The organism is Methyloversatilis sp., from assembly GCF_965284615.1.
Classification (GTDB): domain Bacteria; phylum Pseudomonadota; class Gammaproteobacteria; order Burkholderiales; family Rhodocyclaceae; genus Methyloversatilis.
In genome coordinates this window covers 1691862-1717045 of record NZ_OZ260098.1, presented here as the reverse complement: position 1 = coordinate 1717045, position 25184 = coordinate 1691862, and the positions used below count along the sequence as shown (strand labels likewise).

General features: G+C 65.1%; 28 protein-coding genes. 18 read left to right on the top strand and 10 right to left on the bottom strand.

Annotation, left to right across the window (positions count from 1 at the left end; translation table 11 throughout):
- Positions 1-39 precede the first annotated feature (39 nt).
- The 5 genes from ccmE to ccmA all read right to left on the bottom strand — a co-directional run bounded on the left by ccmE (position 40) and on the right by ccmA (position 2894).
- Positions 40-486: a cytochrome c maturation protein CcmE gene (gene ccmE, locus ACQ66H_RS08270; protein ID WP_304009624.1), complete on the bottom strand. Its 447-nt coding sequence runs from the start codon at positions 484-486 to the stop codon at positions 40-42.
- Positions 483-680 carry a heme exporter protein CcmD gene (gene ccmD, locus ACQ66H_RS08265; RefSeq protein WP_020164241.1) on the bottom strand — a complete coding sequence of 66 codons (198 nt, stop codon included), beginning with the start codon at positions 678-680 and terminating at the stop codon, positions 483-485. Before ccmD ends, ccmE begins: the two co-directional genes overlap by 4 nt.
- Positions 677-1465 carry a heme ABC transporter permease CcmC gene (gene ccmC / locus ACQ66H_RS08260; protein WP_304009625.1) on the bottom strand — a complete coding sequence of 263 codons (789 nt, stop codon included), beginning with the start codon at positions 1463-1465 and terminating at the stop codon, positions 677-679. Before ccmC ends, ccmD begins: the two co-directional genes overlap by 4 nt.
- A 116-nt stretch (positions 1466-1581) precedes the next feature.
- Complete coding sequence (ccmB, locus tag ACQ66H_RS08255) at positions 1582-2250, bottom strand: heme exporter protein CcmB (protein WP_430433602.1); 669 nt, start codon at positions 2248-2250, stop codon at positions 1582-1584.
- The gene (ccmA, locus tag ACQ66H_RS08250) at positions 2244-2894 is read right to left on the bottom strand and encodes a cytochrome c biogenesis heme-transporting ATPase CcmA (protein ID WP_430433601.1); all 651 of its coding nucleotides are present in this window, start codon (positions 2892-2894) and stop codon (positions 2244-2246) included. The genes ccmB and ccmA overlap by 7 nt, the downstream gene beginning before the upstream one ends.
- Positions 2895-3327: 433 nt before the next feature.
- On the opposite strand from ccmA, the gene ACQ66H_RS08245 reads away from it, so the two are divergent.
- From ACQ66H_RS08245 to ACQ66H_RS08225, 5 genes are all read left to right on the top strand, one after another.
- Positions 3328-4755, top strand: coding sequence for a sensor histidine kinase (locus tag ACQ66H_RS08245; RefSeq protein ID WP_430433600.1), 1428 nt, complete (start codon positions 3328-3330; stop codon positions 4753-4755).
- Positions 4752-6158: a sigma-54-dependent transcriptional regulator gene (locus ACQ66H_RS08240; protein WP_430433599.1), complete on the top strand. Its 1407-nt coding sequence runs from the start codon at positions 4752-4754 to the stop codon at positions 6156-6158. Before ACQ66H_RS08245 ends, ACQ66H_RS08240 begins: the two co-directional genes overlap by 4 nt.
- 138 nt (positions 6159-6296) lie before the next feature.
- Positions 6297-7460, top strand: a complete 1164-nt coding sequence (locus ACQ66H_RS08235) for a PAS domain S-box protein (RefSeq protein WP_430433598.1) — start codon at positions 6297-6299, stop codon at positions 7458-7460.
- The gene (locus tag ACQ66H_RS08230) at positions 7457-8098 is read left to right on the top strand and encodes a response regulator (protein ID WP_430433597.1); all 642 of its coding nucleotides are present in this window, start codon (positions 7457-7459) and stop codon (positions 8096-8098) included. The genes ACQ66H_RS08235 and ACQ66H_RS08230 overlap by 4 nt, the downstream gene beginning before the upstream one ends.
- A gap of 123 nt (positions 8099-8221) precedes the next feature.
- Positions 8222-8986, top strand: coding sequence for a TIGR01458 family HAD-type hydrolase (locus tag ACQ66H_RS08225; protein WP_430433596.1), 765 nt, complete (start codon positions 8222-8224; stop codon positions 8984-8986).
- A gap of 549 nt (positions 8987-9535) precedes the next feature.
- Here ACQ66H_RS08225 and ACQ66H_RS08220 read toward each other — a convergent pair.
- Positions 9536-10207 carry a PEP-CTERM sorting domain-containing protein gene (locus tag ACQ66H_RS08220; RefSeq protein ID WP_430433595.1) on the bottom strand — a complete coding sequence of 224 codons (672 nt, stop codon included), beginning with the start codon at positions 10205-10207 and terminating at the stop codon, positions 9536-9538.
- 232 nt (positions 10208-10439) lie between these two features.
- Here ACQ66H_RS08220 and ACQ66H_RS08215 point away from each other — a divergent pair, with 232 nt between their 5' ends.
- The 6 genes from ACQ66H_RS08215 to ACQ66H_RS08190 all read left to right on the top strand — a co-directional run bounded on the left by ACQ66H_RS08215 (position 10440) and on the right by ACQ66H_RS08190 (position 17073).
- Positions 10440-11150, top strand: coding sequence for a DJ-1/PfpI family protein (locus ACQ66H_RS08215; protein WP_430433594.1), 711 nt, complete (start codon positions 10440-10442; stop codon positions 11148-11150).
- A gap of 27 nt (positions 11151-11177) precedes the next feature.
- Positions 11178-12539 (top strand): CmpA/NrtA family ABC transporter substrate-binding protein, encoded by a 1362-nt coding sequence (locus tag ACQ66H_RS08210; protein ID WP_430433593.1) that lies wholly within the window; start codon positions 11178-11180, stop codon positions 12537-12539.
- Positions 12536-13384, top strand: a complete 849-nt coding sequence (gene ntrB, locus ACQ66H_RS08205; RefSeq protein WP_430433592.1) for a nitrate ABC transporter permease — start codon at positions 12536-12538, stop codon at positions 13382-13384. The genes ACQ66H_RS08210 and ntrB overlap by 4 nt, the downstream gene beginning before the upstream one ends.
- 131 nt (positions 13385-13515) lie before the next feature.
- Positions 13516-14379, top strand: coding sequence for an ABC transporter ATP-binding protein (locus ACQ66H_RS08200; protein ID WP_430433591.1), 864 nt, complete (start codon positions 13516-13518; stop codon positions 14377-14379).
- A 23-nt stretch (positions 14380-14402) separates the two neighbouring features.
- Entirely contained in the window at positions 14403-14846 is a 444-nt protein-coding gene (gene cynS / locus ACQ66H_RS08195; protein WP_020164227.1) for a cyanase, read from the top strand.
- A gap of 1282 nt (positions 14847-16128) precedes the next feature.
- The gene (locus ACQ66H_RS08190) at positions 16129-17073 is read left to right on the top strand and encodes a hypothetical protein (RefSeq protein ID WP_430433590.1); all 945 of its coding nucleotides are present in this window, start codon (positions 16129-16131) and stop codon (positions 17071-17073) included.
- Between the two features lie 76 nt (positions 17074-17149).
- On the opposite strand, the gene vapC is transcribed toward ACQ66H_RS08190, so the two are convergent.
- Together vapC and ACQ66H_RS08180 are read right to left on the bottom strand one after the other, a co-directional pair.
- On the bottom strand, positions 17150-17545 hold the full coding sequence (gene vapC / locus ACQ66H_RS08185; protein ID WP_430433589.1) for a type II toxin-antitoxin system VapC family toxin: 396 nt from the start codon (positions 17543-17545) through the stop codon (positions 17150-17152).
- Positions 17542-17736: a type II toxin-antitoxin system VapB family antitoxin gene (locus tag ACQ66H_RS08180; protein WP_430433588.1), complete on the bottom strand. Its 195-nt coding sequence runs from the start codon at positions 17734-17736 to the stop codon at positions 17542-17544. Before ACQ66H_RS08180 ends, vapC begins: the two co-directional genes overlap by 4 nt.
- Before the next feature lie 87 nt (positions 17737-17823).
- Between ACQ66H_RS08180 and ACQ66H_RS08175 the strand changes: the two genes are divergently transcribed.
- Together ACQ66H_RS08175 and ACQ66H_RS08170 are read left to right on the top strand one after the other, a co-directional pair.
- Positions 17824-18402: a transposase gene (locus tag ACQ66H_RS08175; RefSeq protein ID WP_430433587.1), complete on the top strand. Its 579-nt coding sequence runs from the start codon at positions 17824-17826 to the stop codon at positions 18400-18402.
- A complete protein-coding gene (locus ACQ66H_RS08170; RefSeq protein WP_430433586.1) occupies positions 18341-19105 on the top strand; it encodes an AAA family ATPase in 765 nt (254 codons plus the stop codon). The genes ACQ66H_RS08175 and ACQ66H_RS08170 overlap by 62 nt, the downstream gene beginning before the upstream one ends.
- Before the next feature lie 60 nt (positions 19106-19165).
- Here the strand turns inward: ACQ66H_RS08170 and ACQ66H_RS08165 are convergent, their stop codons facing one another.
- On the bottom strand, positions 19166-20173 hold the full coding sequence (locus ACQ66H_RS08165) for an AraC family transcriptional regulator (protein WP_430433585.1): 1008 nt from the start codon (positions 20171-20173) through the stop codon (positions 19166-19168).
- Positions 20174-20386: 213 nt separating this feature from the next.
- On the opposite strand from ACQ66H_RS08165, the gene ACQ66H_RS08160 reads away from it, so the two are divergent.
- From ACQ66H_RS08160 to ACQ66H_RS08140, 5 genes are all read left to right on the top strand, one after another.
- Entirely contained in the window at positions 20387-21220 is an 834-nt protein-coding gene (locus tag ACQ66H_RS08160; RefSeq protein WP_430433584.1) for a methyltransferase domain-containing protein, read from the top strand.
- A gap of 407 nt (positions 21221-21627) precedes the next feature.
- On the top strand, positions 21628-21891 hold the full coding sequence (locus ACQ66H_RS08155; RefSeq protein WP_430433583.1) for an antitoxin: 264 nt from the start codon (positions 21628-21630) through the stop codon (positions 21889-21891).
- Positions 21888-22301, top strand: coding sequence for a type II toxin-antitoxin system VapC family toxin (locus ACQ66H_RS08150; RefSeq protein WP_430433582.1), 414 nt, complete (start codon positions 21888-21890; stop codon positions 22299-22301). The genes ACQ66H_RS08155 and ACQ66H_RS08150 overlap by 4 nt, the downstream gene beginning before the upstream one ends.
- Before the next feature lie 85 nt (positions 22302-22386).
- A complete protein-coding gene (locus tag ACQ66H_RS08145; protein WP_430433580.1) occupies positions 22387-22998 on the top strand; it encodes a DUF502 domain-containing protein in 612 nt (203 codons plus the stop codon).
- A gap of 198 nt (positions 22999-23196) precedes the next feature.
- Positions 23197-23922, top strand: a complete 726-nt coding sequence (locus tag ACQ66H_RS08140; RefSeq protein WP_430433579.1) for a PEP-CTERM sorting domain-containing protein — start codon at positions 23197-23199, stop codon at positions 23920-23922.
- Between the two features lie 36 nt (positions 23923-23958).
- On the opposite strand, the gene ACQ66H_RS08135 is transcribed toward ACQ66H_RS08140, so the two are convergent.
- Entirely contained in the window at positions 23959-25155 is a 1197-nt protein-coding gene (locus tag ACQ66H_RS08135) for a DUF1501 domain-containing protein (RefSeq protein ID WP_430433578.1), read from the bottom strand.
- Positions 25156-25184 lie beyond the last annotated feature (29 nt).

Below are 25184 nucleotides of genomic sequence, written 5' to 3'. Positions count from 1 at the left end.
GCGCTCCGGGCCAAGACGCCGGAGCGGAGTGGATGCGACTTACTGAACGACCGTGCTCTGCGCCTTCTTCGCCTGTTCCAGCGCGTGCGCGGCTTCAGGCGGCATGTAGTTCTCGTCGTGCTTGGCCAGCACCTCGCTGGCAGCGAACACGCCGTCCTCGCCGAGCTTGCCCTGGGCGACCACGCCCTTGCCTTCCTTGAACAGGTCCGGCAGCGCGCCCTTGTAGGTGACGGTGATGGTGTTGGCGGTGTCGGTGACGACGAAACGGACCGACGTACCGTCGGCGCCGCGCTCCAGGCTGCCGTCCTGAACCATGCCGCCGATGCGGAAGGTTCGGCCCTGCGGCGCTTCCTTCGCCGCCACCTGGGTCGGGCTGAAGAAGAACACCATGTTGTCGCTGAAGGTGTTCAGCACCAGCGTGACCGCGCCAACCAGCAGCGCGATGCCGGCGGCGACCAGTGCAAAACGTTTGTGGCGGGGTTTCATGCGCGGCCCCGCTTGTCGGCGTCGATGCGCTCGAGCGCGACGTCGCGCCGGGCCTGCGCACGCGCCTTCTTCATGCGGCGGGACAGCGCGAATAGCTCGGCTGCAATGACCGCAGCGGTCACGCCGTAGGAACCCCAGACGAAGAAGCCGTAGCCGCCCATCGCCCAGAAATGGCTGGCGCTTTCCCAATTCATGTCTTGCTGTCTCCGTTGCTGGCGAGCTGGCGCACCCAGTCGGTGTTCCGCTCGCGTTCGATCATGATGGCGCGCACGCGCACCAGCGCCGCGCCTATCGTGTAGGCCCAGGCCGCCAGCGCCATCACCAGCATGCCGGTCAGCATGGTAGTGGCCATGGTCGGTGCGGCCGTCAGGCTTACAGACGCGCCCTGATGCAGCGTGTTCCACCATTTCACCGAAAAATAGATGATGGGCACGTTCACCGCGCCGACGATGGCGATCAGCGCACCGGCGCGATCAGCCCGGCGCGGGTCGTCGATGGCCGCCTGCAGCGCCATGTAGCCGCAGTAGAGGAAGAACAGGATCAGTTCGGAGGTGAGCCGTGCGTCCCACACCCAGTAGGTGCCCCAGGTCGGCTTGCCCCACAGCGCCCCGGTCCACAGCGCGACGAAGGCCCACATCGCGCCGGTCGGCGCCAGCGCCGACGACATCATGAAGGACAGACGCGTGTTGAACACCAGCCCGACCGCGCACCAGAAGGCCATCGCCAGATAGACCACCATGGACATCCAGGCGGCCGGCACATGGATGAAGATGATGCGGTAGCTGTCGCCTTGGGTGGCATCGGTCGGTGCGACGAAGAAGCCGATGTAGAGGCCGGCCAGCGTCAGCAGGACGGCGGCGATCCAGCTCGGCCACAGCAGCTTGCCGGCGAGCGGGAAGAAGGTCTGCGGGCTGGCGTAGTGGAAGAAGTTGAAGCCGGACGACGGCGCGCGCGCGGCGGAAGACTGTGATTCGGACATCAACGAAGCGGCTAGCCCAGGTTCTGATTACTCGGTGTGCGCAGATACAACGCGCGTGTCTCGGCGGGGGCCGACGGCAAAACCGCAAGTTTAACCGAGTGCGGTTTGGCCCCCTATCAATCTTGGGCGATGCGCAATGCGGCCGCGCTCGCCAGCGGCGCCACGGCCAGCGCCACCAGCAGGCAGGCACCGAGCAGCGCCAGGTGCGCATCGATGCCCAGACCGGCGCGCCAGGCGTCCACCGCACCAGCGCCGAAAATGAGCACCGGCACGTACAGCGGCAGCACCAGCAGCGCGATCAGCGCTCCACCGCCGCGCAGCCCCAGCGTCAGCGACGCGCCGACTGCGCCGAGCAGCGACAGCGTTGGCGTGCCGATCAGCAGCGTCGCGCAGACGATGAGCGTCTCGTCCGGCGTCAGGCTGAACTGCAGCGCGATCAGCGGAGCGATCAGCACCAGCGGCAATCCGGTCAGCAGCCAGTAGGCGCACACCTTGGCCAGCACGATGATTGCCAGCGGCTCCACGGACAACAGCATCTGCTCGAGGGTTCCGTCCGCCTCGTCCGCTTCGAACAGCCGGCTGACCGACAGCAGCGTGGCGAGCAGTGCCGCGACCCACATCACGCCGGCCGCGATGTGCGAAAGCTGGTCCGGTTCCGGCCCGACGCCGAGCGGAAACAGGCTGGTCACCAGCAGGAAGAAACCGAGCGCGGTCAGCACGTCGGAACGGCGGCGCCAGGCCAGCAGCAGGTCGCGACGCAGCACGGCGGCGAACACGCTCAGCATGAGTAATCGTCCAGATTGAGCAGCGCGCGGCGCGGCACGTCGATGTCCACCGGCTGGTGCGTGGTGTAGATGACGGCGCCGCCGCGGCGGATGTGCGCCGCCATCGCTTCGGCCAGCTGCGCCACCGCACGCACGTCGAGCGCGGTGAAGGGCTCGTCCAGTATCCACAGCCGGGCGCGCGTGCCGCACAGCAGACGTGCCAGCGCGACGCGACGGCGCTGCCCCTGCGACAGGCTGCGCGCAGGCACGTCAAGGCGGGCGCCGAGGCCGATGTCAACCAGCGCGCGCAGCGCAGTGTCCTCGTTCATCGCCTCGCCGGCGATGGCCGCGCTGGCACGCAGGTTCTCCAGCGGCGTGAAATCATCCTTCACCGCGTTGCGGTGACCGAGATAGAGCAGACCGGCGCGCCACTCGTCCTTCACCTTGCCCGCCGGCTGCCCGCACCAGCGCAACTCGCCCGATTCGGCTTCCGACAGCCCGCACAGGATGCGCAGCAGACTGGTCTTGCCGCTGCCGTTGGCGCCCGCCACGTGCAGCAGCTCGCCCTCACCGACGGCCAGGTCCAGCCCGGCGAACAGACGTGCCGAGCCGCGCGTGCAGGCCAGTGCGTGCGTAGAAATCAGCGGAACAGCGGGATCGGCCATGCGGGAGGCGGGGTGCGGGGCGGTGAAAGGCGGCGAATTATCGCCGAATCCGCCAGGCGGCGTGCGGCGCAAAGAAAAACGGCTCGCGATTGCTCGCGAGCCGCCAAAAGAACCGGTGCTGTCCGCTAGGTCAACCGGCCTCCCCATTGCAAGCCTCGCCGCAGCAACGACCCGAGGAGCCTTCAAAATCGTCACTGCGAGGCTGGCACGGATTTCCTAGCAGGCGCTGTGCCACCTCTAGCGAAAAACGCAAAGCATTGATTTATTTATGCTTTACAACCCACCCCTCGTATGGACCGCCAGCACTCGTTGCAACTTGCAGCGCGTGCACGCTCGCCCCTGCGACCGCCCGCCGAAAGTCCACATGAAACAGGCGCTTGCGCACATGTGGTCGCTGTTGAAATTCGCAACGCGACGTTGCAGCATGCAATTCATGAAACTGCTGCCCCGTTCCCTGCACGGCAAGATCCTGCTCGGCTACATCGTTCTCGGCGCGTTGTTCGTGCTGCTGGTGTTTGCCGCCCTCGAACAGGTACGCCTGCTGCTGTCGCGCGTCAACGACGAACACCACGTCACGCGCATGCACGACGTGGTACGTGAAGCGCGGCGGCTGGAAAAGAACTACCTGCTGTTCCGCAAGCCGTCCGAGCTCAAATCCGCGGTCGGCAAGGCGGAAGAGGCGCTCACGCTGATCGCCCGCGACCGCGCGCTGATGCAGCGCGCCGCGCCCGGCTTTGCGCTGGAGGAGCTCGAACAGTCGCTGCACGACTGGCGCGACCTGCTCGACGACCGGCTGCAGCGCCGCATCCGCCCGACCGATCCGATTTCGCCACTGGAAGAGCGCATGACCGAGGTCGGCAAGCAGGCCTTCGAAGAGAGCGAACGTCTGTCCGATCAGGCGCGCGAGGCAATGCGGCGCGCGCTGTCCGGCCAGGAATCGCAGCTGTACACGATCATGATCGCCGCCGTCGCGCTGGTGCTGGTGATCGGCCAACTGGTGACGCGACGCGTCGTGGCACCGCTGCGCGAGGTCGAAAGCGATCTGGCGCGCATCGGCACCGGCAATCTCGCGCGCCTGACGCCACGCGACCGCGACGACGAGATCGCCGCCCTGGTCGCCGCCTTCAACCGCGCACTCGGCGACCTCGAAGAGCGTCAACTCGCGGTACTGCGCACGGCGCGGCTTGCCTCGCTCGGCACCATGCTGTCCGGCGTCGCGCACGAGCTGAACAACCCGCTTTCGAACATTTCGCTGAACGCGCAGCTGCTTCTGGAAGAGCGCGACGTGTGCGACCCGGCGCAGATCAATGGGTTCGTAGAACAGATCGACGACCAGGTGCAGCGCGCGCAGCGCATCGTGCGCACCCTGCTCGACTTCGCACGCGACAGCCGCTTCGCGCTGGTTCGGCAGCCGCTGCGGCCGCTGGTCGAGGAAACCGTCGCGCTGCTGCGCGCCGAGCGTCCCGATGCGGCCGACGCGGTGACACTGCAGATCGCGCCCGAACTGCATATCCACGCCGACGGCCAGCGCATTCAGCAGGCCCTGCTGAACCTGATCCGCAACGCGCTCGAAGCCTGCGTCGAGGCAGGCATCGCGCCACACATCACGGTACGCGGCAGCGCGCGTGACGGCGGCACCGAAATTTCGGTGTGCGACAACGGCCCCGGCATCGAACCGCGCAACCTGCCGCGCGTGTTCGACCCCTTCTTCACCACGAAACCGGTCGGCAAGGGCTCGGGGCTCGGGCTTTTCGTGGTGCATGAAATCGCCGCCGAACACGGCGGCAAGGCAGGCATACACAACGAACCGGACGGCGGGACCTGCGTCACGCTCTGGATACCGGCGGAGGAGAAAGCATGAGCACTGCACATGTCCTGCTGGTCAACGACGAAGCGGTCGCGCGCGAGGGCCTGGCCACCGCGCTGCGCCGCGACGGCCTCGACGTCACCACCGCCGACAACGGCGACGCCGCGCTGGCGCTGCTGCGCCAGAACGATTACGAGGTGCTGCTGACCGACGTCAAGATGCCCGGCATGGACGGGCTCGAACTGCTGCGTCGCGCACGCGAAGCCTGGCCCGCGATGGAGGTGCTGGTGGTAACCGGCTTCGCCACCACCGAATCGGCGGTCGAGGCGATGCGCACCGGCGCCTTCTATTACGTATCCAAGCCCTTTCGCCTGGGCGAAGTGCGCAAGCTGGTGCGCGAGGCCGCCGACAAGGCGCAGCTGCGCGCCGAGAACCAGCGCCTGCGCCAGCTGGTCGAGCACGCCGCCGACGAACGCATCATCACGCGCGACGAAGGCATGCGCGCCATTCTCGACATCGCCCGCGGCGTGGCGCCGACCGACTGCAATGTGCTCATCGTCGGCGAAACCGGCACCGGCAAGGAACTGCTCGCCCGCCACGTGCATGCGCACAGCCGGCGCGCCAGCGGCCCCTTCGTCGCGATCAACTGCGGCGCGCTGAACGAGGAACTGCTGGCCAACGAACTGTTCGGTCACGAGAAAGGTGCCTACACCGGCGCCCAGCAGTCGCGCGGCGGTCTGGTCGAAGCGGCTCAGGGCGGCACGCTGTTTCTCGACGAGGTGACCGAAATGTCGGCGGCGATGCAGGTGAAGCTGCTGCGTCTGCTGCAAGAGCGCGAATACCTGCGCGTCGGCGGTACCGAGCCGGTGCGCGCCGACGTCCGCTTCCTCGCTGCCACCAACCGCGAGCCGCGCGCCGCGGTCGAAGCCGGCCAGTTCCGGCAGGACATCTACTTCCGCCTCAACGTGGTGACGCTGCAGTTGCCGCCGCTGCGCGACCGGCGCGACGACATCCCGCTGCTGGCCCAGCAGTTCGTGCGCCGCGCGGCGCAGGTCATGGGCAAGAAGGTCACCGCCATTGCGCCGCCGGCAATGCAGAAGCTGTGCGCCTACGACTACCCGGGCAATGTGCGCGAACTGGAGAACATCATCGAGCGCGGCGTCGCGCTGGCCGGCGGCACCATGCTGGCCGAGGAGGATCTGCCGCCCGGTCTTGGCGCGCCGGCCGGCCACGGCGCCGGTCGCGGCAGCAACGAGGTGCGCACGCTTGAGGCGGTCGAACGTAACCACATCCTCGACGTACTGGCCGGCGTCGGCGGCAACCGCGCGTTGGCCGCCCGCCTGCTCGGCATCGACCGCGTATCGCTGTGGCGCAAGCTGCGCCGCTACGAGGAACAGGGCCTGATCGAAGCCGACGAGGCCGACGGCGCACTGCGCGTGCGCGACGTGCCGGCCTGAGCGCACCACAACGGGGCGCGGCACCGGCACCCGTCGGCCGCGCCCTGCGCAAACCCGCGCCGCGCGGTGATGTCGGCGTGGCGGGCGGCGTGGCACGCTTGATGCAAGGCAGCGGCACCCCTGTGCCGACGCAACGACGTGTTCGCCAATCTCCACCATCTTTCGCATCACGCCGCCTGGCGCCACCAGCTCGAAATGCTGCTCGAGTCGGCTGGCGAAGGCATCTATGGCGTGGACCAGAACGGCCGCTGCATCTTCATCAACCGCGCCGGCGCCGAGCTGATCGGTTTCGAGCCGGACGAAGTGCTCGGCCGCAACATGCACTACCTGATCCACCACGCGCATTCCGACGGACGCAATTACGACGTCCATGAGTGCCCGATCTTCCGCGCCTTCCAGGAAGGCCAGGGCGTGCGCATCGAATCCGAAGTGCTGTGGCGGCGCGACGGCAGCGCCTTCCCCGCCGAATACACCAGCTACCCGATCCGCGACGCCGGCCAGATCGTCGGCGCCGTCGTCACCTTCGCCGACATCACCGAACGCAAGCGTGCCGAAGCCGTGCTGCGCGCCAACCAGGTGGAACTGGAGCGCCGCGTATCAGAACGCACCGCCGCGCTGCAGGACGCCAACGCGCGACTGCAGCAGTCGCACAGCGCCTTGCAGCGGCTGTCGGCCCACCTGCAGCAGGTGCGCGAAGACGAACGCACGCACATCGCGCGCGAGGTGCACGACGAACTGGGCGCCTCGCTGACCGCGCTGCAGTTCGACCTGAACTGGCTGCGCCCCCGTCTCGCGCACGACAGCGCGCTGGAGCGCAAGGTCAACGACATGATGTCGGTCACCCAGCAGGCGCTGGGCGCGGTGCGGCGGATACTGACCGACCTGCGCCCGGGCGTGCTCGACCACCTCGGGCTGTGGGCCGCGATCGAATGGCAGCTGCAGGAAATGCAGTCGCGCCGCGGCCTGCGCTGCACGCTGACGCTGAACGATGCGGAACCCGAACGACGCCTCGGCCGCAGCGCCGAAATTGCCGTCTATCGCATCGTGCAGGAAGTGCTCACCAACGTCGCCCGGCACGCCGAAGCCAGCGAGGTGAATGTCGAGGTGACCGGCCAGGCCAGCGCGATCGAACTGTGCATCCGCGACAACGGCCGCGGCATGCAGGTGCCGGCGCAACCGACCTCCTTCGGCCTGCTCGGCATGTACGAACGGGCCCGCGCCCTCGGCGGCGAACTGCGCATCGACAGCATGCCGGGCGCCGGCACCACCGTGCATCTGCGCGTACCGGAGTCAACGCGATGAAGCCGGTACGCGTGGTCATCGTCAACGATCACCTGATGCTGCGCCGGGGCATCGCACAGATCCTCGGCGAGAACCCGGCCATCGCCGTGGTCGGCGAAGCAGCGGGCGGGCCCGACCTGATGCGACTGCTGCGCGGCGACGGCGCCGACGTCGTGCTGCTCGACATTGCGCTGAGCGACCGTGATGGCTTCGACGTGCTGAAGCAGCTGCGCGTCGAATTTCCGAAGGTCGCCGTGCTGATGCTGTCAACCTACCCGGAATCGCAGTTCGGCGTGCGCGCACTGAAGAGTGGCGCCGCCGGCTACCTGAACAAGGGCTGTTCGCCGGACCAGCTGTTCGACGCCATCGCCCGCGTCGCCGCCGGTCACCTCTTCGTCACGCCGGAATTGGCCGAGCGTCTCGCCTTCGGCGTGCGCGCGGACACGCCGGCCAGCCCGCTCGACAGTCTGTCGAACCGGGAAATGCAGGTGCTGAAGCTGCTCGCCAGCGGTCACACGGTCGGTGATATCGCACGGGAACTGTCGCTGTCGGCGAATACCATCAGCACATACCGCGCACGCCTGTTCGACAAACTCGACATCAAGAACCCGGTCGAACTGGTGAGCTTCGCTGCGCGACATCAGCTGGTGGCCCTGTAGGAGCGGTCTTCCGACCGCGACAGAGCCTGTGATCACGCACAGGCTCCTTGACCTCCGCTGTGGTCGCGGTCAGAAGACCGCTCCTACAGGGATGGCGCGCCGCATCGAACGAAGGAGAACGCCATGTCTCTGCCCGCAAACCCGAAAGCCCTGCTGATCGACCTCGCCGGCGTGCTGCACGTCGGCGATCAGCTGATCCCCGGTTCCATCGAGGCGCTTGCGCGACTGCGCGCCGCCGGCTTCAAGCTCGTGTTCCTGACCAACACCACCCGCACGCCGCGGCGCACGCTGGTGGCGAAGATGCAGGCCCTGGGGCTGGACGTGCGCGACGACGAGCTACTGACCGCGCCCGGCGCGACAATGAATCTGGTGCGCAGCCGCGGCCTGCATCCGCATTGGATCGTGCATCCCGACCTGCGCGACGAAGTCGGGCCCGACGCCGCGGAACCCGATGCGGTGGTGCTCGGCGACGCCGGCCACTGCTTCGACTACGCGCAACTCAACACCGCCTTCCGCCTCGTCATGCGCGGCCTGCCCTTCATCGCGATGGCGCGCAATCGTCACTTCAAGGAAGAGGACGGCCTGTCGATCGACATGGGCGCCTTCGTCGCCGGGCTGGAATACAGCACCGGCGTGCAGGCCGAAGTCGCTGGCAAGCCCGCCGCCCCCTTCTTCCAGGCCGCCCTCGACACCGCCGGCGTAAGCGCCGACGAAGCCATCATGATCGGCGACGACCTGCGCGACGACATCGGCGGCGCACAAGCAGCAGGCATCGCCGGCGTGCTGGTGCGCACAGGGAAGTACAGCCCCGCCGACGAACAGAACCCGGACATCCGGCCCGCGGCGATCGACGACGACTTCGCGCGCTTCGCCGAACGTCTGCTATAGGGGCCGGAAGACCCTTCCCACCGAAACCCCGGTTCCGGTCACGGATAGAGCGCGATCCTTGTGGGATCGGCCTTGGCCGCGACGCGGCCGTTGCGGTCCGCGGGCTTCGGTACAGGCCGCTGTCGGGGTCAGAAGACCCTTCCCACAGAAACCCCGGCCCCGGCTACGGATAGGTCGCGATCCCTGTGGGAGCGGCCTTGGCCGCGACGCGGCCGTTGCGGCCCGCGGGCTTCGGTACAGGCCGCTGTCGGGGTCAGAAGACCCTTCCCACAGAAACCCCGGCCCCGGCTACGGATAGGTCGCGATCCCTGTGGGAGCGGCCTTGGCCGCGATGCGGCCGTTGCGGTCCGCGGGCTTCGGTACAGGCCGCTGTCGGGGTCAGAAGACCCTTCCCACAGAAACCCCGGCCCCGGCCACGGATAGAGCGCAATCCCTGTGGGAGCGGCCTTGGCCGCGATGCGGCCGTTGCGGTCCGAGGGCTTCGGTACAGTTCGCCGTCGGGGTCAGAAGACCCTTCCCACAGAGAGCTGTCCCGGAACCGCAGGAGGGTCAGACCGTCTCCCGCCGGCGGCGCAGCGCACCGACCACGCCCAGTCCCGCGGCGAGCATCGCCCAGGTGCCCGGTTCGGGGACCGCGGTGACGGTCAGCGAAATATTGTCGATGCCGGTGTTGTAGCTGTCCGGGCCGAAGCGCAGCACGAGGCCGTTGGCGCTCGACACGCCGGGCATGAAGGACAGTCGCGTGGTGCCGGCGTCGAATGCGCCCGAACTCCACAGGGTCTGGCCGGTGAGCAGGTCGAGTACGACGGCCGACGAGCCGTCGTTACGGTTCAGGTAATCGCCGAAATCCATCGAGTTCAGCGTGACTACGTAGCCGGCGCCCGGCGTGAACACGAATTCGGCGCTGTGGGTGTCCGGGTTGCTGCCGCCCCAGGCTACATCCATGAGGTCGGAGTAGGACGTTGACCAGTAGAGCAGGCTGCTGTTGACGGTGGTGCCGGTGGCGGTCACGAAGGAACGATGCGACACGTCGAGCAAGCCGGCGACGTCGCCATAGCCCTGGCCGATGCCGGCGCCGTTCGTGCAGGCCGCATTGGTGGCATCGCCGCAGATGTTGCCGGAGAAATCGAGCAGCACATCGGTCGCGACAGCAGGCGCGGATGCCAGCAGCGCGCTCAGACCCAGCATGGCGAAAACAGTCGGAATACGGTGAAAGCCCATCAAACACTCCTGTTGGATCGATACGGCGGCGACCCAAGCAAGATTCGGCCCTCGCATGCCAAATGTTTGAGCACAAAGCGTTTTCGTCCGCGACCAACCGCCGGGTGTAAAGCATCGCGACAGTCGCCCTGCAAGCGCGCAGGTGTCCGCCCGGCCGTGTAGTGCCCGCACTACACGACAATCACATCCGTAGTGATACCGGCCCCTCACCCCGCTCCCTAGCATTCGTCCCATGAACGCACGGGAGATCTACACGGTGGGATCGCAGCGCAAGCGCGGCTTCAGGCTCGGCATCTACGTCTTCAAGGACGCCGAGATCGTCAACTTCACCGCACCGCACGGCGTGTTTTCGGTGGCGCGGCGCTTCGACCCGGAACTGGAGGTGTTCCTGATCGCCGACGCGCAGCGGCCGGTGCAGGCGCAGGCGGGTTTCACCGTGCTGCCCAACTACAGCTTCGCCGACCGTCCGGCGATGGATGCCTTCCTGATTCCCGGCGGCGCCGGCACGCGGCAGGAAACCTGGAACAGCCGGCTGCACGAATTCATCGACGCCCTGCCCGCCAGCTGCCTGCTTACCAGCGTGTGCACCGGCTCGTGGATCTACGGCCGCATGGGCCTGCTCGACGGCATTCCGGCGACCAACCGCAAGGAGCCGGACCGGGTCGAGGCTTCGCACCTGGGCAAGCTGCCGATCGACCGTCTGGCCGAGATCGCGCCGGCCTGCCGCATTTCGCACGCCCGCGTCGTTGATGCCGGCCGCATCGTCACCGCCGGCGGCATTGCCTCCGGCATGGAGCTGGGTTTCCACCTGCTGCGCCGCGCCGGCTACGACGAGGGCTTCATCCGCGACGTGGCGCGCTGCATGGAATACAGCGCCGCCTACGACACCTACGCGCACGACATCGAGTACGCCCCGAATCCGGTCCCCTGCTTCGCCCACTGAAGTTTCCAGAACAAGGAGAGTCCCGCAATGAGCACCTTCCGCAACCCCTTCGACCCCAACGTGAAACTGAATGGCTGCGCCTGCGGCCGCCATCACAGCCAGGCTGAGCACGACCAGGCCGAAGCGCTGTCCGAAGAGGCGATGCTGGACCGCGTGGTCGAAGGCGCGGTGATGCGCGCGCTGTTCCCGCACGACGAAACGCGGCGCAACTTCATCCGCGCGGTCGGCGCCAGCACGGCGATGGCGGCGATCTCGACCTTCCTGCCGCTGGGCACGGTGAAGGACGCTTTCGCCTCGCCCGGTCCGCTGGAAAAGACCAAGCTCAAGGTGGGCTTCATCCCGATCACCTGCGCCACGCCCATCATCATGGCGCACCCGCTGGGCTACTACTCGAAGCAGGGTCTGGACGTCGAAGTGGTGAAGACCGCCGGCTGGGCGGTCATCCGCGACAAGTCGCTGGCCAAGGAATACGACGCCGCGCACATGCTGTCGCCGATGCCGCTGGCGATCTCGATCGGCGCCGGCTCGAACCCCATCCCGTGGACCATGCCGGCGGTCGAGAACATCAACGGCCAGGCGATCACGCTTTCGGTCAAGCACAAGGACAAGCGCGACCCGAAGGCCTGGAAGGGCTTCAAGTTCGCGGTGCCCTTCGACTATTCGATGCACAACTACCTGCTGCGCTACTACCTGGCGGAGCACGGCATCGACCCGGACACCGACGTGCAGATCCGCGCGGTGCCGCCGCCGGAAATGGTGGCCAACCTGCGCGCCGGCAACATCGACGGCTTCCTGGCACCCGACCCGGTGAACCAGCGCGCCGTGTATGACGGCGTGGGCTTCATCCACACGCTCACCCGCGACATCTGGGAAGGCCACCCCTGCTGCGCCTTCGCTGCGAGCAAGGAGTTCGTCACGACGATGCCGAACACCTACAAGGCGCTGCTGCGCGCCATCATCAGCGCCACCGCGACCGCCAGCAACCCGACCAACCGCAAGCAGATCGCCGAGGCGATCGCGCCCGCCAACTACCTGAACCAGCCGGTCACGGTGGTCGAGCAGGTGCTCACCGGCACCTATGCCGACGGTCTGGGCGGCGTGCAGAAAGTGCCGGGCCGCATCGGCTTCGAGCCCTTCCCGTGGGAGTCCTTCGCCATCTGGATCCTGACGCAGATGAAGCGCTGGGGTCAGATCAAGGGCGATATCGACTACCAGAAGATCGCCAAGGAGGTGTTCCTCGCCACCGACGCCGCCGCGCTGATGAAGGAAGTCGGCCTGCCGGTGCCGAGCACGACGACCAAGAAGTTCTCGGTCATGAAGAAGGAATTCGACCCGGCCAAGCCGGAGGAATACCTGAACAGCTTCAAGATCCGGAAGGTGACGGCATGAGAAAAGCATGGCTGGCGCCGCTGCTGTCGGCGCTGTTCTTCGCGCTCTTCGTCGGCGCCTGGTATCTGGCGACCACCGCGTCGGCCGGCGGCGGTGCCGCCGCTCCGGCGATGGACCCGGAGTACGCGGCGCTGATGGGCGCCCAGGCCCAGGCCGGCGGACAGTCCGCCATGCCCGGCCCGGGCGAGGTCGCGGCCAAGATCTGGGAACACCTGAGCGACCCCTTCTACGACCGCGGCACCAATGACAAGGGGCTGGGCATCCAGATCGCCTACTCGATCGCCCGCGTACTCGGCGGCTATCTGCTGGCGGCGCTGGTGGCGATCCCGCTGGGCTTCGTCATCGGCATGTCGCCGCTGATCTACAAGGCGCTCGACCCCTTCATCCAGATCCTGAAGCCGATCTCGCCGCTGGCCTGGATGCCGCTCGCGCTCTACACGATCAAGGATTCGGGCATTTCCGCCATCTTCGTCATCTTCATCTGCTCGCTGTGGCCGATGCTGGTGAACACCGCCTTCGGCGTCGCATCGGTACGGCGCGAGTGGCTGAACGTGGCGCGCACGCTGGAAGTGAGCCCGCTGCGCAAGGCCTTCCAGGTCATCCTGCCGGCGGCCGCACCGACCATCCTCACCGGCATGCGCATTTCCATCGGCATCGCCTGGCTGGTCATCGTCGCCGCGGAAATGCTGGTGGGCGGCACCGGCATCGGCTACTTCGTCTGGAACGAGTGGAACAACCTGTCGATCACCAACATCATCACCGCCATCCTGCTGATCGGCCTGGTGGGCATGCTGCTCGATCACCTGCTGGCCTGGGTGGCGCGCGCGATTTCGTGGCGCGAATGAGCCTGGAGGAAATGAGCATGAGCGCAGCCCTCGCCCCCGTCGTCCCCCTGAAGACGCAGACCCGCGACCCGTTGGATGCCGCATCGCTGCCCTCGTCCGGGTCGTCCGCAGAGAAAAAAGGCCCCATCACAATGAGCACCCAACCCTTCCTCAAGGTCGAGGGCCTGAAACGGCAGTTTCCGCAGCCGGGCAACCCCGACCCCGCGCCGGTGTTCGAAGACGTGCATTTCGGCATCGAGCGCGGCCAGTTCGTCTGCGTGCTCGGCCACTCCGGCTGCGGCAAGACCACCATCCTGAACATCCTCGCCGGGCTCGACGAAGCCACGGCCGGCCACGTCATCATGGACGGCCGCGAGGTGCGCGGCCCCTCGCTCGACCGCGGCGTCGTGTTCCAGGGCCACGCGCTGATGCCCTGGCTCAGCGCGCTGAAGAACGTCGAGTTCGCCGTGCGCAGCCGTCATCCGGACTGGAAGGCGCATCAGGTGCGCGAGCACGCGGTGAAATACCTCGAACTGGTGCACCTCGGCCACGCGCTGGACAAGAAGCCGGCCGAGCTGTCCGGCGGCATGAAGCAGCGCGTCGGCATCGCCCGCGCCTTCTCGATCGAACCGAAGATGCTGCTGCTGGACGAGCCCTTCGGCGCGCTCGACGCGCTCACCCGCGGCAGCATCCAGGACGAACTGATCGGCATCGTCGAAGCCACGCAGCAGACCGTGTTCATGATCACTCACGACGTCAACGAAGCCATCCTGCTGGCCGACCGCATCGTGCTGATGACCAACGGCCCGCGCGCCAAGATCGCCGAAATCGTCGTCAATCCGCTGGCCCGGCCGCGCGTGCGCGAAACCCTGCACCAGCAGCCCGCCTTCTACACGCTGCGCAATCACCTGGTCGATTTCCTGGTGAAGCGCTCGCGCGAATTTCAGCCCGGCCACGGCTGGGATGCGAAGAACCCGCCTCTCGTCCACCCCGGCCAATCCAGCCAACCCGCCTGAACACCACCTCAAAGGAGACTCACATGAAACGCGAAGACGTCACCGATCTCATCGTCGAACGCAAGGTTGCCAAGGGCCTCAAGTGGGCCGACCTCGCCAAGGCCATCGGCCTCAGCAAGGAATGGGTCACCGCCGGCCTCCTCGGCCAGATGACCTTCACCGCCGAACAGGCCAAGACCATTGGCGAAATGCTCGACCTGCCGGCCGAAGCCGTCACCCAGCTCCAGGTCGTGCCCTACAAGGGCTCGCTGCCCACCTCGGTACCGACCGACCCGCTGATCTACCGCTTCTACGAATTGATCAACGTATACGGCACCACCTTCAAGGCACTCATCCATGAAGAATTCGGCGACGGCATCATGAGCGCGATCGACTTCAAGATGGACCTGGCGCGCGAAGCGAACCCGGCGGGGGATCGGGTGAGCATCACGATGAGTGGGAAGTTCTTGCCGTACAAGACGTACTGAACTTACTGATGTGAAGTGCTTGACCGGCGCGGCACGCGCCGGTCATATTGAGGCCGCATGACCCGGGAGGGCATGCGGCTTTTCCTTTTCAAGCATGAAAATTAGCATCGCCAAAAAACGGTAACAGAAATTTGAACGAGAGTCCGCGCGCGCACATGAACAGGAATGCAGCTCGATTTGCAATCATTACATCACTCGGAGTTGCTCTTACGGGGTGCAACAGAATCTCTTATCACTATATGGGTGATCAACGACCGGATCATGAAGTCTCAATGATTCGCGTCATGAGTGTTGTCAAAGGAAAGGATCGAAACCCAGACATCGTACTTTCCGCATGGAAATTCAATGGCAACACACCTGAATTTGACATCATATGGGGCTCCCCACACGCTTACGCATTCCTACCAAGCACACAAGAAGTTGGCGTTTCACTAAGCCTAGTAACCCTTCTCCCACTCACAGTACGCCAATTTAGTGCAATCTACTGGGTTCCGATTGAATCAGAACCGGGGTACATCTACGAATTTCACGCAAAACTCGGCAGCGAAAGGGCCCCCAGCCAGGTCTGCGCAATCAGAGTATCAAAAAACACTTGGCCCCTCCCCATGACGGAAGATATGGAGATGCCGGAGGGTGCGACGGTAGTTGGATGTGGAAGACCACGAGAAAGCATCGACTCATATTCTTTTCGTTTATGCTCAATAGGAACCCGCCCAATTTCAGACGAATACAACAAACCTTAGTGCGATCCTAATATTCCATTAAACACAGCTGCATGACAAAAACATCAAACGCGGATGATGAATTGAAAAACTCCTCACGGGAGTTGAGAGCAATAGCGGACAGGCCACGATTTTGATGCTTGGGATAGGCTATTCGGGGCACACCCCCTAATGCTCCGCCAATTGAAAAGCATTACAACATACTTAAGGGGCTGTCTGCCAAATGGCATCACCCAAATAAAAAAAGATGAGCAATAGCCAGAAACAACGGGGGACGCACCACGAATGTGAAACCATAGGGGGCGCGGCAACATACTCCCGGATTTCTCTGCCCTTTTCCAACACGGCCCGGTTCAGCTTATCGCCGAACTCAGCCCGAGCTGTTCGACAAATGGGTGGGAGATACTTGGGACGAAGCAACATTTCCCGAGATCGTCGGGGGCGCTGCCCGAGAGCTTTCCAGGGGAACCATAGGAGACTGACTACGGTTTTTATGTCCAGAATAGGCTTTCGCGGCACACCCCCTATTGTTTCAGAGTGGAAATAGTTAGGAAATGGCTATGGCACTAAAGCATCTGCATCCAGGTCCAGATAATCGGGGTGAGGTTATCTCGGCCACCTTAAAAGAGATACTTCGTGGCGAGACAAAGCGTCATTCCTTGATTGCACACAATGAAAGAATATGTAATGAGCATTGGCTACCGAATAACGATATTGGAGGAGTGGTGGGCGCGTGCGCGGGAGTCTTCTACGATCAAATGTCGTTAGCAATTCCTAAGCTTTGGCATGGCGATACCCAAGGCATTCAATTGCTTGCAAACGGCGCAGGGAGCATGTATTTGGCGGCTCGCCTGGATTTCTGTGATCTTAAACTCAGCCCAGGCGGTTTCGATTTTGAAAATCCAGTTCTTAAGCACTTGATAATTTTTCACGGCGTTTTGGCAAAAGTTGGGGGTAACGTCATGCCCAAGTGGTTTGCACCCCACGTGCTAAAGCTGTTGAATGGAAAGGCTAGCGATCTGTTGCGTCAAATTGACGAGCCCTTTGTCGAATTCATGCGACTGCTACTGCAGGCTCAAATTGTGCGCAAATGGCCGGAAGAAATTGACAGAGCCACCTTAAAGGGGTTTGCGCCGTTACTGCAATTTATCGGGGATTTAAATAAATTCGGAAGGGTCTTAGAGGACTATTGTGACTTCCGATTGTGCAATGCTTGGGGGTGGGACGAAGTTGATGCGCGCAAACCGAGAAAGTCGCATCAGTCCTTTCCCAGCTCGATATTCGATGGGCCAGGGTGGGAGGCGCTATTGCCCTTCGAGTTATTTTCTCTTCAATATGTTTATGAATCTTGTACCGGCATGAGTTTGACGTTTAGCGGTGATCACCCTTTGCTAAACAGTAAGTTGATGTCACTGCCGTCTGTTTGGCCCTTCCCAAAAAGTGAATTACTTGCCGAAATTGAGAAATTCGGGGCGAGTAAGTTTGGTGAAAATTGGCAGGGGTAATAGCGCTAAAATAAAACAATAGGGGACGCAGCGACATTTCCCCCGATTTCTCCACCCTCTTCCACCACGGCCCGGTTCAGCTCATCGCCGAGCTCAGCCCGAGATGTGCGACGAAAGGGTCGAAGTCGCGGTCGCTGTAGAGCAGTGCGTAATCCGATTCGATGCAGCGTGTGGCAATCAACGTGTCTATCGTCTTGCGGATCGTGATGCCACGCTCGCGTAGCGCGCGGTAGTTGCGCGCCGCCTGTATTGCAATGTCCTGACCGCCGATGTCAACAGCGTCCAGCCCTGTCAGCAGTTTCCGCGCCTGATCGAAATCCCGTTGGCTGCCGAAGCCCTGCAGCACTTCGGTCAGGATGAGGTCGCCGATGATCAGCAGTTCGCTGCCCAGCAGTGCGTCCAGCCTTTCGGCCTGCGGGGTGGCGGAGCCCCGGAAATAGTCGATCCAGACGCTGGAGTTGACCAGGATCAAGCGTCGGTCCTCATCGCGTCGAGATCACCTTCCCACTGAAGCTTGCCCCTGAAGCGACGGATTTCCTCCTGCTGACGCAGGCGCAACAAGGTGCGCAGCCCCATCTCAACGGCCTCACGCTTGGTCCGGGCGCCGGTCAGGCGCAGGGCGTCGCGCATCAACTGGTCGTCTATTTCGATATTGGTACGCATGATGTGTATCTCCTAACAGATTTCTACACATTCTAACGGATATGTCCGTAACGTGAGCTGCGATGAAGCCGATGGGGCCAGTGCTATGTGCAGTACATCAACAGGACTTACCGGCGCAGCGGCGGACTGTGGGAAGGCCGTTTCCGTTCCTGTCTGGTTCAGCAGGACGACTGTCTGTTCGCCTGCCTGCGCTGTGTCGAGATGAACCCGGTGCGCGCCAGCATGGTCGAGCAGCCCGCCGATTACCGCTGGTCGAGTTACCGGGCGCATGCGCATGGCGCGTTCGACACGTTGCTCACGCCACATGCCGCGTATCTCGCCCTGGGTACGAACCCGGACGAGAGACAGCAGCGCTATCGCATGCTGTTCCGCGAACAGTTAGCCCAGCAGGTACTGGAGGACATTCTCGACGCCACGCGAGGCAATTTCGTACTGGGCAACCCGAAGTGCGCCGCGGAAGTGGCTGTGGCCCTGGGTCGCCACGCCCTGATCCGGCTGCACCGGCGGTCTGCATCCGCCTCGATTCCGTCGTCGTGGCCGGTCGATGTAATCCATTTGCATGCCAGAATGCGGCGACCGTCCTCCAACCGCACTCTTCGGCGCCATGATCACAAGTCAGTTCGTCTCGCGGATTTCCCTTCAGCGCGACAAGGTCGATTCTTTTGACCGTTACCCGTTTGCGCTACCGGCAATCCGGGCGCTCGACCATATCGATCTTCATCCGAAGATGACGATCCTGGTAGGCGAGAACGGTTCCGGGAAGTCAACCCTGCTTGAGGCGATCGCGGTCGCGCTCGGGTTCAATGCCGAGGGCGGCAGCCGCAACTTCAACTTCGGCACACGCGCGTCCCACTCGGAACTTCACGCCTTCCTGCGCATTGCCCGAGGCGTCCGGCGCCCCAGGGACGGCTTCTTCCTGCGTGCCGAGAGCTTTTTCAATGTGGCGACGGAGATCGAGAACCTCGACGCCGAGCCGATGGCCGGGGCGCGCGTCATCGATGGCTTCGGCGGGCGCTCGTTGCACGAGCAGTCCCATGGCGAATCCTTTCTCACGCTCATGACCCAGCGCTTCCGCGGAGAGGGTCTGTACATCCTCGACGAACCCGAAGCGGCGCTCTCACCTCAGCGCCGGTTGGCGGTGCTCTCCCGGATTCATGACCTGGTGGCCGAAGGCGCGCAGTTCATCATGGCCACGCACTCGCCCATCCTGATGGCCTACCCGGACGCACGCATCCTCCAGCTCACCGCCGACGGCATCGAGGCGGTCGCGTACGAAGACACGGAGCATTACCTCGTCACGCGCAACTTCCTCGCCAATCCCGAACGCATGCTGAGGGTACTTCTGAGCCGCGACGACGAGGACGATTGACTCCTCCGCGAGCACTGCGTTGCCAAGTCTCACGTGGCGACGTTGTGAAGAGCGTTCCCGCTACCCCGCCCCGCGCTGCGCGCGCCGCCATGTCGCGGGTGGCTGCCCGGTCAGTCGCTTGAAGGCACGCGAGAACGCGGCTTCGGAGTCGTAGCCGATCTCCTGCGCGATGGTGGCGACCGAGGCCTGGCTTTCGCGCATCAGGTTGGCGCCGAGCTGCATGCGCCAGTGGGTCAGGTACTGCATCGGCGGCATGCCGACGCAGTTGACGAAACGCTCGTGCAGGGCGGACCGCGAGAGGCCGACCTGTCGGCCCAGTTCATCGACCGTCCAGTCCTCCGCCGGGCGCGCGTGCATCAGCGCGATCGCCTTGCCGATGTAGCGATCGCGCAGCGCGGCGAGCCAGCCGCTGCCGCCCTCCTCCGGCAAGGCTTCGAGACAGCGGCGTGCCGCATCGACGAACACCATTTCGCTGACGCGCTCCAGCACTGCCGCGCTGCCCGCCCGCCGGTGGCGCGACTCGGCCACGGCCTGTTCGAGCATGGGTGCCACCCAGGCGCCGACCCCGCTCGACGGCAGGTGCAGCATCGGCGGCAGGGCCTGGATCAATGGGTTGAAGGGCGTCAGATCGCAGCTGATGAAGCCGCAGACCATCGTGCTGCTGGCCCGGCTCGAGGGCACTTCGGCATCGAGCTCGCACACGCCGTCGTGCAGGGCGATCAGGACGGGTTGGGGGTGGTCGCGCGTCGTTGCGCGCCAGGACTGATCGCCGCCGGCCGCGCGCATGCCGGGCGCGCTGGAGAGCACGTGGGCATCGCCGCGCGGGAACATGACGATGTCGCCGGCCTGCAGCCTGGTCGGCGCCTCGCCTTCCATGCCGACCCAACCGTTTCCCCGCAGGATCATGTGATAGGCGATCACGTGCTCGGCGCCCGGACTGAGCGCGTCGGCCAGTTCCGGCGACGGTGGCGTGTCTGCCACCCAGTGATCGTCGCAGCTCACGTAATAGAAGATCGCGCCGCGCAGACGCACACTCGTGAGCACATCGGACAACGGATCGCCTTGCATGGCCCCTCCCCGGCGGCGTCCCGATCAAGCGGCGCGGACGCCTGGTCAAGGGGTCGCGCGATCGCGGAGCCGCGAGCAAGTTTCAACGACACGCGGTGAATCGCCCGGCAGACCGGATATGAAGAATGGCACGGTCGTCGCTCACCGCCAGCGCGGCCCGACCGTCGGGCCACGGCGTGCGCGGCGCGCCCTCAATCCGCTCAGGAGATCGCCATGTCAGCCGTACTTGAAACCCCGAATGCCGCGCCCGATTTCGATGCCATCAAACAACGCCAGCATGCCACCTGGGCGAGCGGAGACTATGCCGTCATCGGCAGCACGCTGCAAATCGTCGGCGAAACCCTCGCCGAGGCCGCCGACCTGCGCGCCGGCGAACGGGTGCTCGACGTCGCCGCCGGCAACGGCAACGCGACCCTCGCCGCCGCACGCCGCTTCGCCCAGGTCACCTCGACCGACTACGTCGAGGCGCTGCTCGACAAGGCGCGTATCCGCGCCGCCGCCGACGGCCTGAGCGTGCAGTTCCGCGTCGCCGACGCCGAGCGGCTGCCCTTCGACGACGGAAGCTTCGACGTCGTGATGTTGACCTTCGGCGTCATGTTCACGCCCGATCACGCGACGGCGGCCAGCGAAATGCTGCGCGTGGTGCGCCCCGGCGGCCGCATCGCACTCGCCAGCTGGACGCCCGGGGGCTTCATCGGGCGCCTGTTCAAGATCATCGGCGCCTACGTGCCGCCGCCGCCGGGCGTGAAGTCACCTTCACTGTGGGGCACCGAGCCGCACATGATCGAACTGTTCGGCCCCCGCGCTGCGCAGCTCAAATGCGAGCGCCGGCACTTCAACTTCCGCTATCGCTCGGCCACCCACTGGCTGGAGGTGTTCCGCGCCTTCTACGGTCCGATCCACAAGGCCTTCGGCGCCGTCGCGCCAGACGCCCGCCCGGCGCTGGAGCGCGACATCCTGGCACTGCTGGACGAACTCAATGTCGGCGGCGCGGATGCGCTGGTGGTACCGGGCGAGTACCTGGAGGTGGTCATCACCAGGGCGTGACGGGGCGCGATGGAGCCTGGGTTCTTGTGGGAAGGGTCTTCTGATCCCGACTGCGGCGCTCAAGCACACGCTGTCGCGAGATCACCGGCCTTTTCGCGGCCAAGGCCGCTCCCACAGGGACTGTGCCCGATCCGCGGCCGGCGCATGAGCCCGCGTTCTGTGGGAGGGGTCTTCTGACCCCGACTGCGGCGCCCGAGCGCGCGGTGGCGCGAGATCACCGGCCCTGTCGCGGTCAGAAGACCGCTCCTACAAGGACCGCGCCCGATCCGCGGCCGGCACCTGAGCCAGGTTTCTGTGGGAGGGGTTTTCTGACCCCGACTACAGCGCCCGCAGCGCGAGATCGGACTTGCCGTGCCCGACGGTGCAACCCAACATACACACACGTTCGTACATACATGGAGGCACCCATGGAAACACTGACTACGCGGGTGTTCAACAATGGCAACAGCCAGGCTGTTCGCATTCCTGCCGAATTCCGGCTCGATACCGACCAGGTCAGCATTTCGCGCAACGAGGCAGGCGATCTGATCATTCACCCTATCCGGGCGCAACGCGGTGATGCACTGATGCAGGCCCTGCATGCGCTTGGCAAGGCGGACGCCGATTTTGTCGCCGCCCTGGAGGCAGATCGCGATAGTCAGCAGCCGGTTCAGGAGCGTGAAGGGCTGTGATCTACCTGCTCGACACCAACATCCTTATTTATCTGATCAAGAATCAGCCGCCCGCCATCGCGCGGCGCATCGATGCTCTGCCCTCTGACGACATCCTCGGCATGTCCTTTGTCACGTGGGCAGAATTGCTCAAGGGCGCCGAGCGCAGCACACGCAAGCCTGAGGTGGTACGCCGGCTTGAATCGCTGGCGCTGCAGGTGCCGGTGCGCTACCCGGTCAGCCCCGCCATCTGCCGGCACTATGCCGAGCAGGCGACACGACTCAAGGAGGCGGGTACGCCAATCGGCGCGAACGACCTGTGGATCGCATGTCACGCGCTGGCTGACGACGCTACGCTGGTGACCGACAACACTCGGGAGTTCAAGCGGGTTTCCGGCCTGCGCGTCGAGGACTGGGTAGCGACGTCCTGACCGGAAGAAACGACGGGCGGGACGCTTCGCCGCGTCGGGATGGCACGCGGTATGCTCCACACGCCTCCGTTCCGACCTTCCCGCCATGACCAAGCATCGCCTCTACCAGTATTTCTTCCGCGGCCTGATCACCTTCCTGCCGCTGGCACTGACGGTCTATGTGCTGGTGCTGTTCGTCACCTGGACCGAAAGTCTGGCGATGATGATGGTGCGGCCGATCACCGGCGACTTCTACCTTCCCGGCCTCGGAATAGCATTGAGCGCCGTGCTCATCGTCGGCCTGGGCATGCTGGTGTCGCGACCGGAGACCGGGCGCCTGCTGTCGCTGGTGGAACTGCCTTTCACCAATCTGCCGGTGGTCAAGAGCATCTATTCGTCGCTGAAGAACTTCGCCGACTATTTCGCGCCGCACACCGGTGAATCCGCCCAGCAGGTGGTGCTGCTGCGCATGCCCGGCAACGAAATGGGCATCGTCGGCCTGGTGACGCGGCAGTCGATGGACGGACTGCCGGCCGGGTTGTCGGAACTGGCGGACCAGGTCGCGGTGTACCTGCCCATGGGCTACATGATTGGCGGCTACACCGTGTTCGTGCCGCGCGCCTGGGTGACGCCGGTCAACATGTCGGTCGAAGAGGCCATGCGCATGGCGCTGATCGCCTACATGACGTCGAACCGGAGCGAACCGGACGCGCGCTGAACGCGCCGCCACCTCATCACCACCCTCGGCGCGCACTACGCGCATATGCGTATTGCGTTGAAGTGAGCCACCCGACCAGAATGAGCGCCGCACTTCGGAGGCCACGTCCGCGTGATCGTGGGCACGACCTCCGGCCAGACTGCGCTGCGCCTGCGGGCGGCAGCGGGTCGCGGACCGTTCTGACCGGGAGATCACCACATGAAGAGAATCGTTCTGATCGCGTCATTGCTGCTCGGCGTCACGGGCGGCACGCCAGCGCTGGCGGCGCCCATCGTCGTGAGCACGCTGTCGTCGTGGGACGGCAGCAGCAGCATCGGCGACTTCGGTTCGTCCGGCTTTTCCGGCTGGGGGCAGTTCCTGGTGGCGCCGACCGGCAGCAACCGCCTGCTCGACTTCACCTTCCTGCTCAGTGACGCGCTCAAGGGCAGCAACACCAACCCCGTTCCGGTGACCTTCACGGCGCATCTGGTGCAGTACAACCCCTTCACGCGCTACGTCGTCGGGCCGCTGCTCTATTCGAGCGCGCCGGTCACCGTGCCGCTGACGGCGGGTCCGGACTTCGACACCTACACCTTCGACATCGACGCCGAGGTGACGGCCGGCAGCACCTACATGATGTTCCTGTTCGCGAACAACTATGAATTGCGCATTCCGGACGATTCGCGCCTGCGCCTCGCCACCGCGAATACGGATCTGGGCGGCGGCGCCTACAACATTCCTTGGGATGCCGAAAGCGATCTCGACGGGCTGCTTTCCGGTCAGTGGCGGTTCACGGCCGGGCAGGACCTCGCCTTTGCCGCGACTTTCGACTTCCGGCCGACGAACGAAGTACCTGAGCCGTCGGCCGTCGTGCTGATGGCGACCGCGGGCGCGGCCGGGCTGTGGGCGACGCGTCGTCGACGGGTTGCCGGGCACGCCGCCTGAGGCCGACGCCGTTCCCGCAACTCCCTGCCAAGGCGGTCAGCCGAAGACCGGCACCGGCGCGAAGCGTCCCTTGAGCACCTTGTCGGCGGCGCCGAGCTTCAGCCAGCCGTCGATCGCGCTGGCGTACACCGAGCGGAAATCAGTGGTGTGGACCAGGTTGTCACCGGCGTCCAGCGCGCCGAGGTCTGACGGCGTGCCGTAGTGGCCGCCCTTCACCTGTTTGCCGGCGAAGAACATGACGTTGGCGGTGCCGTGGTCGGTGCCGAGGCTGGTGTTCTCCGGCACCCGGCGACCAAACTCGGAAAAGATGAGCAGGCTCACGCGGTCGGCCTGGCCCAGGCGTTCCATGTCGCGCAGGAAACCGCTGATCGCATCCGACGTATAGGTAAGCAGGCGCTGGTGCAGGTCGGCCTGCTGCACATGGGTGTCGAAGGCGTTGTTGCGGTAGCCGACGTAGTACAGGCGCGTCGGCAGGCCGGCGGCGATGCAGGCGGCCACCTTGGGCAGACCCAGCGGCGCGATGCCGTAATCCTGATTCGTCTTGTAGTTCGACCACGCCTCGCGCACCGCCAGCGACGATTCGCGCGCGCTGACCGCCACCTGTTCGAGAAAGCGGCGTGACGGGTTGTCCGTGCTCGCCACGCTCACGTCGTCGAGCAGTGCGCGCGTCGGGTGCAGGGCGCTGCGCATGAAACGCTCCGGCTCGTCGAACACCACCGGCGTATGGATGCGGCTGCGCACCGCCAGCGACTGCGTGGCGTCGATGTTGAGCAGGTAGTTCGGCACCGGCGCCGGCGACATGGTGTCGGCCAGCCGGCCGACCCAGCCGTAGTCGTCGCCACTGTTCGGCGCGGCGGTGTGCAGGTAGGCCATCGATGTGAAGTGCGAGAACGACGGGTTGTCGTAGCCGCAGCCATGCACGACGGCGAGCTGGCCGGCCTTCCACAGCCGCTCGAAGCCGGCCATGCCCGGGTTGAGGCCGAAGCGCTCGTCGAGCTTGCGCAGCTTGTCCGGGCGGATGCCGATGTTGGGCCGCAGTCGGTAGTAGCGGTCGTCGGCCCAGGGCACGACGGTGTTCAGGCCGTCGTTGCCGCCGGACATTTCGAATACGACGAGGATGCGGTCCTCCGCTTCGGCGGCGGCAGCCGCGCGCGCGATGGTGCCGAACACGCCGGGAACCATGAGCCCGGCGGAAGCCTTCAGGATGCTGCGGCGCTTGTGATCGATGTTCATATGCGTTCTCCGGCGAAGCGGCAGGGCAC

Coding starts and splice junctions, on each gene's coding strand:
- ccmE (WP_304009624.1), bottom strand. CDS start 486: ATGAAACCCCGCCACAAACGTTTTGCACTGGTCGCCGCCGGCATCGCG.
- ccmD (WP_020164241.1), bottom strand. CDS start 680: ATGAATTGGGAAAGCGCCAGCCATTTCTGGGCGATGGGCGGCTACGGC.
- ccmC (WP_304009625.1), bottom strand. CDS start 1,465: ATGTCCGAATCACAGTCTTCCGCCGCGCGCGCGCCGTCGTCCGGCTTC.
- ccmB (WP_430433602.1), bottom strand. CDS start 2,250: ATGCTGAGCGTGTTCGCCGCCGTGCTGCGTCGCGACCTGCTGCTGGCC.
- ccmA (WP_430433601.1), bottom strand. CDS start 2,894: ATGGCCGATCCCGCTGTTCCGCTGATTTCTACGCACGCACTGGCCTGC.
- ACQ66H_RS08245 (WP_430433600.1), top strand. CDS start 3,328: ATGAAACTGCTGCCCCGTTCCCTGCACGGCAAGATCCTGCTCGGCTAC.
- ACQ66H_RS08240 (WP_430433599.1), top strand. CDS start 4,752: ATGAGCACTGCACATGTCCTGCTGGTCAACGACGAAGCGGTCGCGCGC.
- ACQ66H_RS08230 (WP_430433597.1), top strand. CDS start 7,457: ATGAAGCCGGTACGCGTGGTCATCGTCAACGATCACCTGATGCTGCGC.
- ACQ66H_RS08225 (WP_430433596.1), top strand. CDS start 8,222: ATGTCTCTGCCCGCAAACCCGAAAGCCCTGCTGATCGACCTCGCCGGC.
- ACQ66H_RS08220 (WP_430433595.1), bottom strand. CDS start 10,207: ATGGGCTTTCACCGTATTCCGACTGTTTTCGCCATGCTGGGTCTGAGC.
- ACQ66H_RS08215 (WP_430433594.1), top strand. CDS start 10,440: ATGAACGCACGGGAGATCTACACGGTGGGATCGCAGCGCAAGCGCGGC.
- ACQ66H_RS08210 (WP_430433593.1), top strand. CDS start 11,178: ATGAGCACCTTCCGCAACCCCTTCGACCCCAACGTGAAACTGAATGGC.
- ntrB (WP_430433592.1), top strand. CDS start 12,536: ATGAGAAAAGCATGGCTGGCGCCGCTGCTGTCGGCGCTGTTCTTCGCG.
- ACQ66H_RS08200 (WP_430433591.1), top strand. CDS start 13,516: ATGAGCACCCAACCCTTCCTCAAGGTCGAGGGCCTGAAACGGCAGTTT.
- cynS (WP_020164227.1), top strand. CDS start 14,403: ATGAAACGCGAAGACGTCACCGATCTCATCGTCGAACGCAAGGTTGCC.
- ACQ66H_RS08190 (WP_430433590.1), top strand. CDS start 16,129: ATGGCACTAAAGCATCTGCATCCAGGTCCAGATAATCGGGGTGAGGTT.
- ACQ66H_RS08180 (WP_430433588.1), bottom strand. CDS start 17,736: ATGCGTACCAATATCGAAATAGACGACCAGTTGATGCGCGACGCCCTG.
- ACQ66H_RS08170 (WP_430433586.1), top strand. CDS start 18,341: ATGATCACAAGTCAGTTCGTCTCGCGGATTTCCCTTCAGCGCGACAAG.
- ACQ66H_RS08165 (WP_430433585.1), bottom strand. CDS start 20,173: ATGCAAGGCGATCCGTTGTCCGATGTGCTCACGAGTGTGCGTCTGCGC.
- ACQ66H_RS08160 (WP_430433584.1), top strand. CDS start 20,387: ATGTCAGCCGTACTTGAAACCCCGAATGCCGCGCCCGATTTCGATGCC.
- ACQ66H_RS08155 (WP_430433583.1), top strand. CDS start 21,628: ATGGAAACACTGACTACGCGGGTGTTCAACAATGGCAACAGCCAGGCT.
- ACQ66H_RS08145 (WP_430433580.1), top strand. CDS start 22,387: ATGACCAAGCATCGCCTCTACCAGTATTTCTTCCGCGGCCTGATCACC.
- ACQ66H_RS08140 (WP_430433579.1), top strand. CDS start 23,197: ATGAAGAGAATCGTTCTGATCGCGTCATTGCTGCTCGGCGTCACGGGC.
- ACQ66H_RS08135 (WP_430433578.1), bottom strand. CDS start 25,155: ATGAACATCGATCACAAGCGCCGCAGCATCCTGAAGGCTTCCGCCGGG.